The organism is Flavobacterium sp. FlaQc-49 (assembly GCF_044005985.1).
GTDB lineage: Bacteria > Bacteroidota > Bacteroidia > Flavobacteriales > Flavobacteriaceae > Flavobacterium > Flavobacterium cupriresistens.
In genome coordinates this window covers 11910-26489 of the sequence record NZ_JBIPCS010000015.1, presented here as the reverse complement: position 1 = coordinate 26489, position 14580 = coordinate 11910, and the positions used below count along the sequence as shown (strand labels likewise).

Here is a 14580-nt window from a genome sequence, read left to right as displayed (position 1 = left end):
AGATATCAATAAAATTACACTAAAAGATTTATAAATAATAAAAACATTTACTAACAAAGGGACTGTGTCGTAGTTTTAACGAGACAGTCCCTTTATTAATTCATGGCTATAAAATAACCGAAAAGCTATAACTAAACCTTGCGACCCTTGCGTAACCCCTTGCCATCCTTACGGTTAAATCCCCATAGCTAAAAATAACTAACAAATTAGTTTAAATATTAATAAATTAGTTTTGCTACTAATTAATTAGTAGTTATATTTGTGAAAAGATTTAACCATGATAAAATTAGCCAAAAGAGAAGAACAGATCATGCAGGTCTATTGGGATTTGAACAAAGCCTTCATTAGAGACGTAATTCCATTGTTACCCGATCCCAAACCACATTACAACAGTGTAGCCACAATAGTCAAGATTCTGGAAGAAAAAGGATTCCTGAATCATGAAACTACAGGAAACATGCATTGTTTTTTTCCGGTAGTCAGTAGAGAAGAATATCAGAAATTTGCTTTAAAAGATATCGTTAGTCAATATTTTGATAATTCGTATCCCCGAATGCTTGCTTTTTTTGCCAAGGAGCAAAAGCTTAGCGAGAATGAATTGGATGAAATAGTTGGCATCATTAAAAAAGGAAAAGTATGATACCTTATATCTTATACACCGCCCTGATTCTCTCTGCCTGTTTTGTATTCTATAAAGTACTGCTGCAGAAAGAAACGTTCTTTGATCTCAATAGATTTGTTTTGTTGGGCTGTATGCTTGTGGCTTTTATTTTGCCGTTGCTTCCCGTACCACATCAATTCTCATTTAGAAAAGATACTGTACTGACAACTATTCCGGCAGCTAAGGTTGCTGTTGACAAAACAACAACTGTAGTGAAACAAGCAGCACCACCCGTTCAGGAAGTTTTGGTGGAACAAACCCAACAGCACTTTAATGTTGAGGTAATGTTACAATGGCTGGTTTATTTGTATTGGTTTGGCGTACTAATCTTTGGACTTAACTTTTTGATGCAGGCCGTTGTACTGTTATATCGATCCTATTCCTTATCGGTCATTCAGGATGGTAAATTCAGGATTGTCGAGATAAAAGACGACAAAGCACCTTGTTCGTTTGCGAATACGATTTTTATCAATCCCGAAAAATACGAGTGGGATACGTACAATCAGATTTTGTTGCATGAGAAAATTCATGTGCAGCAAAAACACACTATTGATCTTTTACTGGCTGAGGTAGTTCTTATTTTTCAATGGTTTAATCCATTTGCCTGGCAGTGGCGAAAAGTACTGGAGAGCAATCTCGAATTTTTGACAGACAACAAAATGTTAGAACAGAACACAGTCGAAAAAGAAAGTTATCAGTTTAGCCTGCTCAAAGTAGCAGCGCCACAGTTTCCTTTGAGTCTTACAACCAACTATAATCAATCATTACTCAAAAAACGAATCATTATGATGAATTCAAAAAAATCAAACGTACACACAACCTGGAAATATTTTTTCCTGGTGCCTTTATTGGTATTGTTTGCCTGCCTTTTTAATCAACCGGCAGCGCAAAGTCAGACTTTAAATTCCGATCTAAAAGAGAAAGAATCTAAAGCACAGTCGAACATTCAGAACGGAATGGAAACAGAAGGAAACTGGTTTGCTACTATCAAAGGCAATACGGTAAATATCCAATTCAAAAACGACGGCGATAATAGTTCGTCAACGACTTTTCAATTGAGCGAATTGAAAGGATTGGCAATGGACAAAAAAAGCGAGTTCACCATAACACGTGAAGCAGGAACCATGAATTTTATCGGAAAATTTGAAGGACAAACCGGAATGGGAACCTATAAATTTGTTGCCAATAAAAATTTCAGTAAAGAAATGGCTCAAGAAGGAGTTGAAGTTGCAGATGATGAAGACCTGATGGTGTTTTTTATCGTAAATTTAAAAAGCTCTTATGTAAAAATGCTGAAGAAAAACGGTTATAAAAATGTAGATAAAGATCAGTTGATTCCGTTGGCAGCTTTAGACGTAAATGAAGACTATGTAACTTCTATCAAAGAATCGGGGCTTGTAAATTTTGATTTGGAAGATTTAATTCCTTTTAGATCAATGGGAATTGATAAAGCTTTTATCGACGAAATTCGCAAAGCAGGCTATAAAGATATTAGTGCCGATAAACTCATTGCCTTAAAATCTCAGGGTATTGACGGGAAATATATTGCCGATTTTCAGGATGCTAATAAAGGAAATTCGGGTAAGATAACCGAGGATGATATTATAGGATTTAAATCAATGGATATCGATAAAGATTTTGTGGATTCCTTTAAACAATTAGGATACAATGATCTTTCCAACGATGAACTGATGTCTTTAAAATCCTTAAATATTACTCCGGAATACGTAAAAGAGTTTGAAAAAATGGGGTACAAAAACATCAAAGTCGACGATTTGTTTGCTTTAAAATCCATGAATATTACGGCGAAATATATAAATGATATCGAAAAAGCAGGTTATAAAAATATCAAACCGGATGATTTATTTGCTTTGAAATCACAGAATATAACAGCCGATTTAATCAAACAATACAAAGACTTGGGATTTAGTGATTTGAATCTGGATGATGTTATTGCCGCAAAAGCGATGGGAGCTTCGCCTCAGTTTGTCAAATCGATGAAAGAAAAAGGGCATAATTTTAAAAACCTTGAAAAGTATGTAGAACTAAAAGCTATTGTTGGCAGATAAAACAGACCACAAATTTCGTTACTTACTTTAGGTCTGCATGTTTAGACCAAATACAAAAAACAGTTGAGGTGTAAGACTACAACTCAAATACAATAAAGCCCGAACCGAAAGGAATGGGCTTTTGTTTTGAATCAAAAAATCAGAAGACTTTTAAGAAATCCATGTTATAATAGTACTCCTTGCGGTTAAACCCCAAGCAAAGATTTATTGTTTTTTAATAATTCTACTTTGTGAATTGAAATAAACTTCGATAGAATCCTTGTAATTTTTTTTAACCAATACCCCATTTGAAGGAACATTAAGTCTTAACCGACATAATTTCGAATTAATTTTAAGCAAGACCAAATCTTCATTTCTTTCTTTAGATACAATGTATCCGTGATAAGACAACACGGGCCATTTGAGACTGTTATCTATTTTTGGAACTACAGCTGCAGTTGTTTTTTTTACAGGAATGTAATTCGAAATTACCTTTCTGGTGACAACAGTTGGAGTAGTTTGAAATTGTTTATTTAAGAACGGATCTCGATTTATTTTTTCTAATTCAAAAGTATCTTTGTTAATTTGATTGAGGGTTATATTCTTGAGTTGACTCTCGTTCTCCAAAGAAACCTCATTACTGGAAAACTGACGATTAATCGTTCTATAACCAACCGTTCCCCAAAGTGCAAGAACGGCTATAATTAGAATTATATTTATTTTCTTTTTTACCATTTTATTTAACAGTAAACTTAAATTTGGTGCTATTTGGACCAACATTTCCGGCGCCATCAATTGCTCTTATTCTCCAATAATAAACCCCTGCAGTAGAGAAGGATTGTTGAAGTGTTGTCGAATCGCTGTTTTGAGTTAGCATAATTATATTAAAATCGACATCATTGGAAAATTCCACTATATATGAAATTGGCGATTTTGCACTTCCCACATCATTTGGAATACTCCAGGTATAGTTCATACTCGAATTGATTGTTTGGGTTGAATTATCAGCAGGCAAAATATTTTTTGGCTGATTTGGATTAGTGGTATCGATATTGAATTTTCGTGCCGCGTATTGTTTTGTTTCCGAATCAATGTTTTTAGCCTTTAATCGCCATTCGTAATTTCCATCTTCCAGTGTTAGTAAATTGAGCGTAATAGAGGTATCCGTTATGTTAGGATTGGAATATACTTCTCGCCCTGTTACTGTATTGACAACTTTTACATTATAACTGCTGGCATAATTAAGAGCATCCCAATGTAAAGTCACATTAATAAAATTAACAAATCTATCATTTTCAGGACTTTTCAAGATCACTTGCTGATTGCTTAAATCTTTAGAAATTGTGGTCGAAAAATTAGAGGGAAAAGAATAAATAGACTCATAGGCATAATTCTCTCCTCTTACCCTCCAGACATAATCTCCAGCTTCTAAAGGTAAAGTTATGGCCGTTTTTGTAGTTAAAGAATCAAGTATCAATATTTGATCTGATCCATATACCTGAATACGATATTTATCGCTACCCTTCAGACTATTCCATTTAAAGCTGACCACGTTACTCTCAATTTCAGAATTATTTGTTGGTGAAAGAATTTGAACCGTATCGTCGCTAATATCTTCTTCAAGAATATCTTCGCAGGAATAGGTTAGGAATGACAAAAGAACTAGTATAATTTTATTTGTTGTTTTCATAGTTTTGAAAAATCATTTTTAAATGTAAAACTTCGGATTTATTATTATTTTTGGTTGTATAGAAACTCGTGCTGACTATTCTGGAAAGATTGAATTTTTTTTCAAAATCATAAGCTAGTTTTAAGAGCTGATTACTGTTGCCGGTTACGTCTAATTGATTGGTAATAATATGATAATCATCTTCAGGAAAATTATGTATGGGTTTCAGATCACTTATAGAGATTCCTGGGGAGTTTTCGGAAGCAAAACTTATAATACCTTGTTGTACCATTTCTTTTGATACGCCTTCTTTTCCAATTATTTTATCTAAATAGGCAAGATCTCTTGTGAGACCATTTGTGTTTTTTGCTTTTTTATTAATGTTGTCTGCTTTTTCTGATAGTATTCGATATTCTGTAATCACATCAAATAAAGTATGAAAAGATCTTTTATATGCGGTAAAAGACAGCATAAAAAAGAGCACTATCAAAGCGTGAAATTTTTGTTTATAGGAATAATTCTCAAACATTTTTCAGTGTTATTTTTATTTCGAATATTGATTTGTTTTTTTTGTCTTTTTTTAGGCTGATGATTTCAAAGCGCTGTAGCCAATCCATTTTTTTTATGTCTTCAAGCCAGTTGTTAAAAGAGGATTCTTGAAAAGTTTCACCTTTAATCAGGATAGTTTTGTTCTCAAAAAAAACTTTTTTATTTTCTTTATATTCTCCGCTTAGCGGTATAATGTTTAGCTCATTTAAAGAAATATCAGACGGAACAGATTTTATAAGCTGATAACCGTAATAAGAAAGAAACTTGGAAGATAAAACACCCGATTCTTTTAAGATATTCAGTTTTTTTTCTTTTTGAGCTTCCAGATCCAAGATCAGTTGATACGATTGGTTCGAATATACGGTCTGTAGATTTAATTCTGCATTTTTGGTACCATAATATTGTATTAGAAAGTAGCTTACTAATAATGAAACAAGGAAACCAACAAGCATAATGACACCTAAGTAATGAAACGCTTTTTTATAAATAAGTTCTTCACTGTTCAATGTTTCATTGGTCGTTTTTGAAACACCGTCAGGCTGAACAAAAAAATGAATTATGGTGCCATAAAGCGGTAAAAAAGTAGAAGAAACACTATCTTCTCCAATTTTGTAGGCTACCGTTTTTACCGTTTCGTTTTGCTTGGTGAAACGCAATAATTTATCGTTCTCAAATTCTAAAGATAAATCAGTTGAAAACAGTATTTCTTTTTTTAAGGTATTGTTTAATAAAGCTGCCAAAAAAGAACCAATATAAACATCTATAACCTGGAACCCTTTTTTCTGAAATTTGGAAAGAGTTTCTTCTACAATGTTTTTTCTGCAAAAACTGATAAAATTAGAATTTGCTCCTTTGATGTCTGTATAATAAATGGTATTATAATCAATGTTTTTCTGCCAATTTACATCAGCTTCATTTTCAAAATTAATTTCTTTATTTAAAACACCTTTTCCTTCTATTACAATTATAAGAGGTATTTTTTTATCTGTTGTTTTGGCTAATATTTCAAAGTTTTCAAAAGTTTGTTTGGAAACAATAGTAATCTTATTCGCTTTCTTTTTAATAGAAAGCAGATTGTAAACTTCGCAGTCTTCTTTTTTAATTACACCAACGACATTTATGTCATTTAGCTTTATAAATTTAGATAAAGTCGCTAACATTAGTAAATAACTGTTGGTTTAATAAAAATGTGAAGCTTAGAATCATTTTTAGCTTTTTTCCTGCTGCTGAAGAACCATTTTATAACGGGAACCCTTGACAGTAGGGGAGTTCCTGTTCCTGAATTTTCTTTTTTCAATTCATCCAGACCTCCGAGTAAAATCATTTCTCCGTTTTTTACGCGTACTAAAGATTCAAATTTTTGTGTAGCCTTTCCCGGAGGAGCATCTTCACCAACTCTGGCCAAAAAAGAACTCTTTTCTACCGCAATGGTCAATGTTACATTTTCGTCTGTTGAGACATGAGGTTTAATAGAAACACTCAAATTGGCATCAGTAGATTTCCATGTTCCCGAGTTTAGGATATCGTTTCCGATATTACTATTTATCAATCGGTTATTTTGCTCAAAATAATAACTGGTCTCACCAATTGATAATTTGGCTTCATGTCCGCTAATTGTAGCAATTTTAGGAGTAGATTCTATTTTTAAAACGGAGTTGTTTTCAAGGAGTTTTAGGTTTAAGTAAAACGATGAGGTTACTTTTCCTAATTTAAAAAGACCAAATCCGTTAAAAGCATCTATTAAACTATTTACCGAAGACCCGTTTAGCGTGACATCGGAGTTTGGAAATAAAACACCACTCGTTTTAGGCGTATTAATTTTGTCTAAACCTGCTTTTAATCCTGTTTGTATGTCGTATGATTTGTTGTACTGAACAATAATGACTTCTATTTGTACCATTGGTACAACTTTGTCAATTTGTTTCATGTAGATTTTCAGTTCATTAAGGATCGATCTGGATCCTGAGACAATCAGCCCGTTTAGCTCTATAAATTCTTTTATTTCTAATTTTTCAGAAAAGAGTTTAGGCAGGGTATTAATAACAGATTCGATCGATCTGTTTTCTAATTGAATCAGTTCTGTAATTCTCAAACCCTCTGTTGCTTCTTCACCAATGATATAAAAATGATCCTGTTTTTTATAGGTATATTTTTTTCCCTTAAAAATATGTTCCAAGAGTTGATCGAAAGTTATATTATCTGCCGAAAGCGTTGTTTTTTCGTTTTCAGGTTTGTTGTATAAAAAGTAATTAATATGCAGTTTTTCTGCTGCTTCAGTCAACAAATCTGCGGCATCTGCAACAAAGGCATTTACTTGTAGAAATCCGTTTTTGTTGAGGTTTACGTCATAAAAACCAGGAACTCCAAGGCTTGCTTTAGGCTGTTTTGCTTTAGGGCTGTTGCTTTGTAAGCTGGCAGTAGCGGCTGTGTTTTTTTGTATAAAATAAACATCATTATTATCCTTAATCGCAGATAAATCATTTGATTTTGACATCATTTCGATAACCTGATCAAAAGGACGATTTAAAATATAAGAAGAGATTCGGATATTTTTTATATCCTGTGCCAGAATTAGATTTTTCCCCGATTTGTCAGTAATTGCTTTTGCAACCGCAGATAAAGTATCGTTTTCTATTTTTATGGATAAAAAATCATTTTCCGGATTGTAACTTACATCAATAAATTTGGGACGTTTTTTCTCAACGACGGCAATAATTTTCCTTTTTTTGAAAATGATAATGTTATTGGTGAAGCTAACTTCTAAATCATATTTCTGCACAAGATGTATCAACACATCTTTTACTGTTACATCAAAAAAGTTATTGGCTACCGGTTGATTTAGTTCTGTATCAACATCAATATTTAATTGATGTTCTTCGGCAATTGAAGCAATAAAATCATGTAAAGCGAGTCCTGAAACATCAATTTTAATGGTTTCATTCAGTCCTTTTTTTTGTATCGATAATTCGTCAAATTTTTTACTTAGTTCAACAATATCCTGCTGCGCTGAAATAATAGTGGTAAAAAATAACGCAGCTAGTACGTATGCAACCTGTTTAAGCATTTATTTATATGTTTATTAAAATTGAATATATTTCTTCCAGAGAAGTTTCCCCTGTGGCTAAGAGGTCAAAAGCTTTCTCAGGAAGAGATTTGTAATCTTTATTGTTGTGGTATAATTTTGTGATTGTGTTATTTTTAATCGCTTCTGTAATTACCGGATCGATAGTTAGAATTTCATAAATTGCCGTCCTGCCTTTATATCCGGTATGAAAACACGTATTACAACCCACAGGCTTATAATACGTAGTAATGTCATAAGGAAATTTAAAGTTTAAGGGAAAGTCTTTACTATTGCAGTTTGTTTCTTTTTTGCAATGATCACAAAGTTTTCGAACCAATCTCTGAGCCACTGAAAGGTTTAAAGTTTCGGCAATTAAATAAGATGGAACCCCCATATCTATTAATCTGGAGATTGTTCCTATTGCAGAGTTGGTGTGTATCGTTGATAAAACCAAGTGACCGGTCAATGAAGCCCGAATTGCCATTAGTGCCGTTTCCGAATCTCGAATTTCTCCCAGCATAATAACATCAGGATCCTGACGTAAAAACGATTTTAAAGCGGCAGAAAAGGTCAGGCCAATATCTTCTTTTAATTGTACCTGATTAATTCCTTTCAAAGTATATTCAATCGGATCTTCTACCGTAACAATATTTCTTCGGCTGTCGTTTAATAATCTTAAGGTAGCATAAAGGGTCGTGGTTTTTCCCGATCCTGTTGGGCCGCTTATTAAGATGATTCCGTTTGGTTTTTTTACAGCTTCGAGGTAATTTTCTAATTCTTCTTTTTGTAAACCCAAAGTACTCAAATCTATATTTGAGGCATCCTGACCTAAAAGACGCATCACTATTTTTTCTCCAAATAAAGTGGGTAAAATAGAGACCCTGATATCAAAGGATTCATTGGTAATTCTTCCGTCCTGTGGCAGTCTTTTTTCGGTAATATTTAATTTGGCTTTTATTTTAACCTTATTGACTAATTCAAGGTAATTATCACGTTCTATTTTGTAACGTTCAATTAGTTGTCCGTCGATCCTAAAACGAATACGGGAGGAATCTTCATAAACTTCAAAATGAATATCACTGCATTTTAAAGATTTAGCTTCAAGTAATAGATTTTCGAGAAAATCGCCTTTGTCAACATTTAAAGATTTATTGGAGTTTAATGCTCGCTCTTTTCTGTAATAAATTGACAATGCCTTTTCTATTTCTTCTGCTTGTATAGGATGAAAAACGATATTTTTTCCTAAAAAAAGCTCCAGCTCATCTTGTGCCTCTTCATTATTGTTCGAGTTATCAACATACAATTCTAAAGTATTTTCAAAGTAAGACTTTGGCAATATTCGATATTGATTGGCAAGGTCATTAGTGACCATATGTTGCACGTCAGATTGAATTACGATATCTTGTGTCATTATAAAAAAGTGATTTTTTGGAGAAACATAAAGTGGTCTTTCAGCAGTACAATCAGTAAAAACAGGGCTGAAAATCCAGCTAACGGAACCGTTTCTTCTTTCATAAATCTTTTTAATGCAGTTTGCAGGAAAATGGCAAATAAAAGAGACAATATGAAAAACAATATGTAATTTTTAAGTAAGAACAGAGGACTTATGGCCACGTAAAATAATAAATCACCCAATCCAAAATAATGTTGGAAGGGATTTAAAAACTTTTTAGCCTTAAAACTCATATAGGCCGTCAAAATGCTTAACGTAATTAAAAAGAAACTGATATTAGAAATAAGTATCGTACTTAAGATTTTAATTTTAGATAAAATCAGAAAGCAGGATAAAATGAAAATTACGATTGGCAGCGCAATGTGTATTCTTCTGTATTTTAAATCCTGAATAAAAATTACAATCAAACAAAGCAATAAAATGGCATAAGCTATTTTCAATTTATTCTTTTGTTACTTCAGTTAATATTTTTTTACTGTCAATTTCCCAAGTATTAAAACTACCGTCACCATCTAAGTCAGAAGTCGCAGTTGCTCTGGCAGAGAAGGATTCGTTTGTAGCATCCAGTATTTCGATTCGGTAAACCGCCTGTCCGCCTTCTTCTACCGTTTTCTCCTGTTCAAAACCAATTTCTTCTAAACTGCCGGAGTATTTTGAATGCTTATAAAAGTAACTTTTTTCAAGTCCATAAACCTGATTAAGCATCGCTTGTGCCTCAATGGCTTTTGCCTGTCCAATTACTGAGGTTTGATTGGGTAGCACCATCAGAAGTAATATACCAATGATACACAATACAATTAAAATTTCTGTTAGAGAATAGGCTTTTACGCTTAATTTTTTGTTTAACGCGTGGTATTTTTTAATCTTATTCAACATATATCTATTTTTTATTTTTATTCAACATTGTTAGTCAATTACAGTAAAAACATAAATGTGGGTTTACTTTAAATAACTATTTATTTATAATCTTACTTAAATCAAACATTGGAGCATACATAGAAACCATAATTACACCTACAATGGCACCAATTACAATAATAATCATAGGCTCCAGAATAACACCGATCATCTTGGTCTGATGACTTATTTCTTCGTTATATTGCTCGGTTAGGCGCTCAAACATGGTCTCGAGCTGATTTACCTGTTCTGCGACTTCAACCATCGACACCATTTTGTTTTCAAATACAGGGTGTTTCCTTAAACTTTCATTTAGAGAGGCTCCTCTGGTGATGTCTTCTTTTATTTGCTGAATGGCAATTTCAATCGGGTAAAAACCGATCATTTTTGCCGTTAATGTCAATGAATTTATAAGAGTTGTTTTAGAAGTAATCAGTAAATTCATGGCCTGGCAAAAACGTGAAATATATATTTTTCGAATCAGATTTCCGAAATACGGAATTTTAAGAATTATTTTTGTGGTAAACGATCTGTAGCTATCTTTCTCTTTTAACAGGACATGAATCGTTATTAATCCAATAATAATTCCAATGACAATAGAAAAAATCATTCCGGAATGATTGGATATTTTCAAGATAATTTGAGTGCTTTTTGGCAATTCGCTTCCAAATTGTTTAAAGACAGAGCTGAACATCGGAACTACTTTATTCAACATAAAATATAAAACCAGAACTGTTACCAGCATAACAATTGTAGGATAGGTCATAACCGAAATGATCTGTCTTTTCATCTGAATTTTTCGATTGAAATACTTTTGTAATTCCCCTAAAACTTCCTCCAGTTTTCTGGTTTCTTCTCCAATTTGAATGCTATAATACTCGTAAGCAGAAAATTGATTGCTCTCCCGCATTGATTCGTAAATGCTTCTTCCTTCGACGACTTTTTCTTTGATTCGAAGAATTAATTCCTTTTCAAATGTATTGCTCGATTGATTGCTTAAAATTTCGAGTGCTTTTTTAAAATCTACTCCCGAACGTAAAAGCATGCCTAGCTCTCTATAGAAAATTTCCTTTTTTTTGTCGGAAAGTTTTTTAGAGAACTGAAAAGAACCAGTTTGAATCTTGAGATCTTTTGTCTTAGCTTTAGGTGTTTTATAGGTCGTTAAATCGAAACTCATTATTTTTTTATGGTTTGTAATAGTTCGTTTGGATATACTCTTTTGTAAAAACTTAAATCCATTTCCTTTTCATTTGCTTCGATATTTAATTTTACTTTTTGAAAAACAAATTGTTCTGATTTACTTCTTACAGTGTCCAGTAGTATGCGATTAAATTTGACTCTGAAAGTATCAATGAAAGTTTCACTGTTTCTCAGTATATAATCTTCTGAGAATTGATAGGAAACACGTTCTCCTGTATATCCGTTTAAGTAAATTTCATTTTCGACAACCATCATTTTTTCTTTTTCAAAAATATCTTTGTTTAAGCTATAGGTTAATCGGTTTAAATCGTTTATTAATTGATTTTGATTTTTAAAATCCAGCATTCTTCCTGTAATGATCGAAAAAATAACAAACAATATTCCCATGATAATAGCCGTTATTGCCATACCAACGACTGCTTCAATAATTGAAAAAGCGGGTAAAGATTGCAGGTTTTTACGGTTTTTGGACATAGAATTTTTTTTCAAATTTAGATTGGGTGCTGTCTTTATATGTTATTGCAATTTTTTTTAGATCATCGGTAATCGTTTCTTCTTCTATAAGCAGGTTTTGGTCTTCGTTATTGTTTAAAACAGAATCGCTTTTTAATTCAGACAAATAAAAAAGTTCATTAATTTTATTTTGAGTGTTGTAAAATTTAGCAGTAGTTTTTGGTGTATAAACGGAAGCAAAAATCAGGATTGCAAAATAGAGACAGATTGAAATTATTGTCAGTGCAATAACCGATTCCAGTATAGAATTGGCGGGTACTTTACAACACTTTTTTGATAACACCATAGGTCATTTTTTGAGTGTTGAACAAAGGAATCGAAATAAAATAAGCAGGTCGTTTTGTGGTATTAATTTCGATATTACTGATGAGGTTTTCATAGCTGGACGATCCGGTTTTCATAAAAAAGCGATTGGTATAAACCGAACCGTAAACATTGCTTTCCAACATCAGCTTTCCGGTGCAATACAAATCACCAAACAGTAAACCGTCTTTCTCTATTTCGATACTGTTTTTATCAATCTCTTCGGGTGTAGTGCCAAACAGGACAACCGCTCCCGTTATTTTACATTCTTTTTTTATTTTTATTTTAGCTTCCTCTTTATTTGCATTGTAAACACAAACGACCGATGGATAGTTTAAAGTTACTTTTTCCTCGAGTTCAATTCCGTGAGTTGCAAAAGCCTGAACAGTTCCTTTAAAACCTTCTTCAAATGTTATTTTCGGAGCCATTAAAATAACATCTTCCAGCACTGCGTTTTTCTTTACCCGTATAGAATCTTCAGATCGTAAAATAAAGTTGCCTTTGAAAATAACATTGGCCAAAATTGATTTTACCTGAATTTCTTGAGTAACCTTATTAAATGAATTATAATACAAAGAATCCTTGATTTTCTCTAGATCGGAAAGTTGTACTTGTTCGGATTTTATATTTGAAAACAACGTTTTAAAATTCGGATTTAGTTCCGGTAATTTTATATCTGAGAGTGTATTTTCCCCTTGTACAGTGAGTTGATTTAAACTGTTGTCGATATAAGAAGTTTCAATAAAAGTACGAGGCAATTGATTGTTTCCGATGAGGTTTACTTTTCCGGAATAAGAGAGAGATTTGGATAAATTGGTTAAGTAAATCGCAGTTTTATCGGTATGTCGTGCCCCAACAAAATGTACTGACGATACAGTATCGTTAGCAAGATATGAATTGGCTATAACCAAAGAGAGTAATCCGTATTGTTTAGTTTCATAGCTGCCTTCAATCTCTGAGTCCTCGTCTTTTTCGATTATTGTAACGACAGTTTTATTTCCTAAGGCAAAGTTTAAAACAGATTGATTTTGAATGTAAAGTTCTTCCTGTAAGTTGTAATAAAGATTGAGTTGATTGTACAAATTTGAAAAATACAATAGTGCACCACATATAATTGATACAATCAAGCAGACATAAATGGCATACAACAAACTGTGAGCTCTAATCATTATTCTGGAGCTTTATCCTTCTTTTTAAAAAGATTTTTAAAGAAATTCTTTAATTTTGACTCTTTTTTTGGTTCATTTTTAGCTTTTAGCTTGGCGTCTTTTTGATTTTTTTTCGCCGTTTTTTTTGAAGCAGCTTTTGATTCGGCTTCTTTTCTAGCCTCTTCTTTTTTCTTTGCCTTTTCTTCTTTATTTTTAGCTTTATAACCGTCAAGTTTAGCAGCATCAGAAGTTTCTTCTGCTTCTTTTTGTTTCTTTTTGGCTTCTTCTAATCGGACATTGTCCTGCTGAATACGATATTTTTCTGATCTTGTAAAAGTTTCTTTTTCTTTTACCACCAAACCTTTTCGGTACGTTACTGTCTCTTTACTTTCGATGTTACTCCATTTTCCTGTTTTGAGATTCGAGCTGTATTTACCATTTTCAACTAGATTGCCGCTTTCATCGTATCTGAAATATTTCCCGGATCTGAATCCATTGCTGTAGGTTAGGGTAGTAGCTAAAATACCATTCTGATGCCAGGTTTTCCATAAACCGATACGAAGTCCGTTTTTAAATTGACCTTGTTCCGCCAATTGATTGTTATGATACATTTTAACAAATTTATCATCTAATAAATCGCCAGCAATACCACCTTGGGCTTCATGTATTAATCCGCCTTTAAACCAATAGTAAGTTTTGTTTTCTTTGGGAGTTATCTTTTTGTCTGAAGTGTAAAATTCGTATCTGTATTCTTTATCAGTGATCCTTTTTATCAGGTAAGGATCAGCAAAAGATAGCAGTGTAAAAGCAAAAAGTAGTAGAATATAATGCGGTATTTTGTGTGTTTTCAAGGGGTTATTATGATTTTAAAAGGTGCGCAAGTTACTTTTTTTTCTTTTCATTATCAATGAAACGTCAGTTTGTTAGGACTAATTTTTTTGTAAATAATGTTTTAAAGTCTTACTTGTTGATTAGGTGTGTTTTAGGTTTTTGTAAAACGTATTTTTGATAAAGGGTATTATTAATTTCATTATGATATTTGTTAACTTAGAAATAATAGTGGAAATTTTGCAAT

The 14580-nt window shown here is 32.6% G+C and carries 15 protein-coding genes; 2 read left to right on the top strand and 13 right to left on the bottom strand.

Features of this window, described 5'->3' with window-relative positions; all coding sequences use genetic code 11:
* Positions 1-277: 277 nt before the first annotated feature.
* Entirely contained in the window at positions 278-640 is a 363-nt protein-coding gene (locus tag ACHRV3_RS20975; RefSeq protein WP_047778711.1) for a BlaI/MecI/CopY family transcriptional regulator, read from the top strand.
* A complete protein-coding gene (locus ACHRV3_RS20970; RefSeq protein ID WP_395435516.1) occupies positions 637-2730 on the top strand; it encodes a M56 family metallopeptidase in 2094 nt (697 codons plus the stop codon). The genes ACHRV3_RS20975 and ACHRV3_RS20970 overlap by 4 nt, the downstream gene beginning before the upstream one ends.
* A gap of 204 nt (positions 2731-2934) precedes the next feature.
* Here ACHRV3_RS20970 and ACHRV3_RS20965 read toward each other — a convergent pair whose 3' ends face one another.
* The 13 genes from ACHRV3_RS20965 to ACHRV3_RS20905 form a co-directional block, all read right to left on the bottom strand.
* Positions 2935-3444, bottom strand: coding sequence for a hypothetical protein (locus ACHRV3_RS20965; protein WP_131701559.1), 510 nt, complete (start codon positions 3442-3444; stop codon positions 2935-2937).
* Position 3445: 1 nt separating this feature from the next.
* Positions 3446-4399 (bottom strand): hypothetical protein, encoded by a 954-nt coding sequence (locus ACHRV3_RS20960; protein ID WP_395435515.1) that lies wholly within the window; start codon positions 4397-4399, stop codon positions 3446-3448.
* Positions 4383-4907 (bottom strand): hypothetical protein, encoded by a 525-nt coding sequence (locus ACHRV3_RS20955; protein ID WP_230002829.1) that lies wholly within the window; start codon positions 4905-4907, stop codon positions 4383-4385. Before ACHRV3_RS20955 ends, ACHRV3_RS20960 begins: the two co-directional genes overlap by 17 nt.
* On the bottom strand, positions 4900-6087 hold the full coding sequence (locus tag ACHRV3_RS20950; RefSeq protein ID WP_395435514.1) for a hypothetical protein: 1188 nt from the start codon (positions 6085-6087) through the stop codon (positions 4900-4902). Before ACHRV3_RS20950 ends, ACHRV3_RS20955 begins: the two co-directional genes overlap by 8 nt.
* Entirely contained in the window at positions 6087-7991 is a 1905-nt protein-coding gene (locus ACHRV3_RS20945; protein ID WP_395435513.1) for a type II secretion system protein GspD, read from the bottom strand. The genes ACHRV3_RS20950 and ACHRV3_RS20945 overlap by 1 nt, the downstream gene beginning before the upstream one ends.
* 4 nt (positions 7992-7995) lie before the next feature.
* Positions 7996-9402: a GspE/PulE family protein gene (locus tag ACHRV3_RS20940; protein ID WP_230002826.1), complete on the bottom strand. Its 1407-nt coding sequence runs from the start codon at positions 9400-9402 to the stop codon at positions 7996-7998.
* Positions 9402-9884, bottom strand: a complete 483-nt coding sequence (locus ACHRV3_RS20935; RefSeq protein WP_047778719.1) for a prepilin peptidase — start codon at positions 9882-9884, stop codon at positions 9402-9404. The genes ACHRV3_RS20940 and ACHRV3_RS20935 overlap by 1 nt, the downstream gene beginning before the upstream one ends.
* 1 nt (position 9885) lies before the next feature.
* Positions 9886-10320 (bottom strand): type IV pilin protein, encoded by a 435-nt coding sequence (locus ACHRV3_RS20930; protein ID WP_395435512.1) that lies wholly within the window; start codon positions 10318-10320, stop codon positions 9886-9888.
* A gap of 76 nt (positions 10321-10396) precedes the next feature.
* Positions 10397-11518: a type II secretion system F family protein gene (locus tag ACHRV3_RS20925; RefSeq protein ID WP_395435511.1), complete on the bottom strand. Its 1122-nt coding sequence runs from the start codon at positions 11516-11518 to the stop codon at positions 10397-10399.
* A complete protein-coding gene (locus ACHRV3_RS20920) occupies positions 11518-12015 on the bottom strand; it encodes a type II secretion system protein J (RefSeq protein ID WP_395435510.1) in 498 nt (165 codons plus the stop codon). Before ACHRV3_RS20920 ends, ACHRV3_RS20925 begins: the two co-directional genes overlap by 1 nt.
* Complete coding sequence (locus ACHRV3_RS20915; RefSeq protein ID WP_395435509.1) at positions 11999-12340, bottom strand: hypothetical protein; 342 nt, start codon at positions 12338-12340, stop codon at positions 11999-12001. The genes ACHRV3_RS20920 and ACHRV3_RS20915 overlap by 17 nt, the downstream gene beginning before the upstream one ends.
* Positions 12315-13526: a hypothetical protein gene (locus tag ACHRV3_RS20910; protein WP_395435508.1), complete on the bottom strand. Its 1212-nt coding sequence runs from the start codon at positions 13524-13526 to the stop codon at positions 12315-12317. Before ACHRV3_RS20910 ends, ACHRV3_RS20915 begins: the two co-directional genes overlap by 26 nt.
* Positions 13526-14356, bottom strand: coding sequence for a toxin-antitoxin system YwqK family antitoxin (locus tag ACHRV3_RS20905; protein WP_047778725.1), 831 nt, complete (start codon positions 14354-14356; stop codon positions 13526-13528). The genes ACHRV3_RS20910 and ACHRV3_RS20905 overlap by 1 nt, the downstream gene beginning before the upstream one ends.
* Between the last annotated feature and the right edge of the window lie 224 nt (positions 14357-14580).

What these genes read in the sequence shown, in the direction of transcription:
- ACHRV3_RS20975 (WP_047778711.1), top strand. Translation starts at nt 278, where the DNA reads ATGATAAAATTAGCCAAAAGAGAAGAACAGATCATGCAGGTCTATTGG.
- ACHRV3_RS20970 (WP_395435516.1), top strand. Translation starts at nt 637, where the DNA reads ATGATACCTTATATCTTATACACCGCCCTGATTCTCTCTGCCTGTTTT.
- ACHRV3_RS20965 (WP_131701559.1), bottom strand. Translation starts at nt 3,444, where the DNA reads ATGGTAAAAAAGAAAATAAATATAATTCTAATTATAGCCGTTCTTGCA.
- ACHRV3_RS20960 (WP_395435515.1), bottom strand. Translation starts at nt 4,399, where the DNA reads ATGAAAACAACAAATAAAATTATACTAGTTCTTTTGTCATTCCTAACC.
- ACHRV3_RS20955 (WP_230002829.1), bottom strand. Translation starts at nt 4,907, where the DNA reads ATGTTTGAGAATTATTCCTATAAACAAAAATTTCACGCTTTGATAGTG.
- ACHRV3_RS20950 (WP_395435514.1), bottom strand. Translation starts at nt 6,087, where the DNA reads ATGTTAGCGACTTTATCTAAATTTATAAAGCTAAATGACATAAATGTC.
- ACHRV3_RS20945 (WP_395435513.1), bottom strand. Translation starts at nt 7,991, where the DNA reads ATGCTTAAACAGGTTGCATACGTACTAGCTGCGTTATTTTTTACCACT.
- ACHRV3_RS20940 (WP_230002826.1), bottom strand. Translation starts at nt 9,402, where the DNA reads ATGACACAAGATATCGTAATTCAATCTGACGTGCAACATATGGTCACT.
- ACHRV3_RS20930 (WP_395435512.1), bottom strand. Translation starts at nt 10,320, where the DNA reads ATGTTGAATAAGATTAAAAAATACCACGCGTTAAACAAAAAATTAAGC.
- ACHRV3_RS20925 (WP_395435511.1), bottom strand. Translation starts at nt 11,518, where the DNA reads ATGAGTTTCGATTTAACGACCTATAAAACACCTAAAGCTAAGACAAAA.
- ACHRV3_RS20920 (WP_395435510.1), bottom strand. Translation starts at nt 12,015, where the DNA reads ATGTCCAAAAACCGTAAAAACCTGCAATCTTTACCCGCTTTTTCAATT.
- ACHRV3_RS20915 (WP_395435509.1), bottom strand. Translation starts at nt 12,340, where the DNA reads ATGGTGTTATCAAAAAAGTGTTGTAAAGTACCCGCCAATTCTATACTG.
- ACHRV3_RS20910 (WP_395435508.1), bottom strand. Translation starts at nt 13,526, where the DNA reads ATGATTAGAGCTCACAGTTTGTTGTATGCCATTTATGTCTGCTTGATT.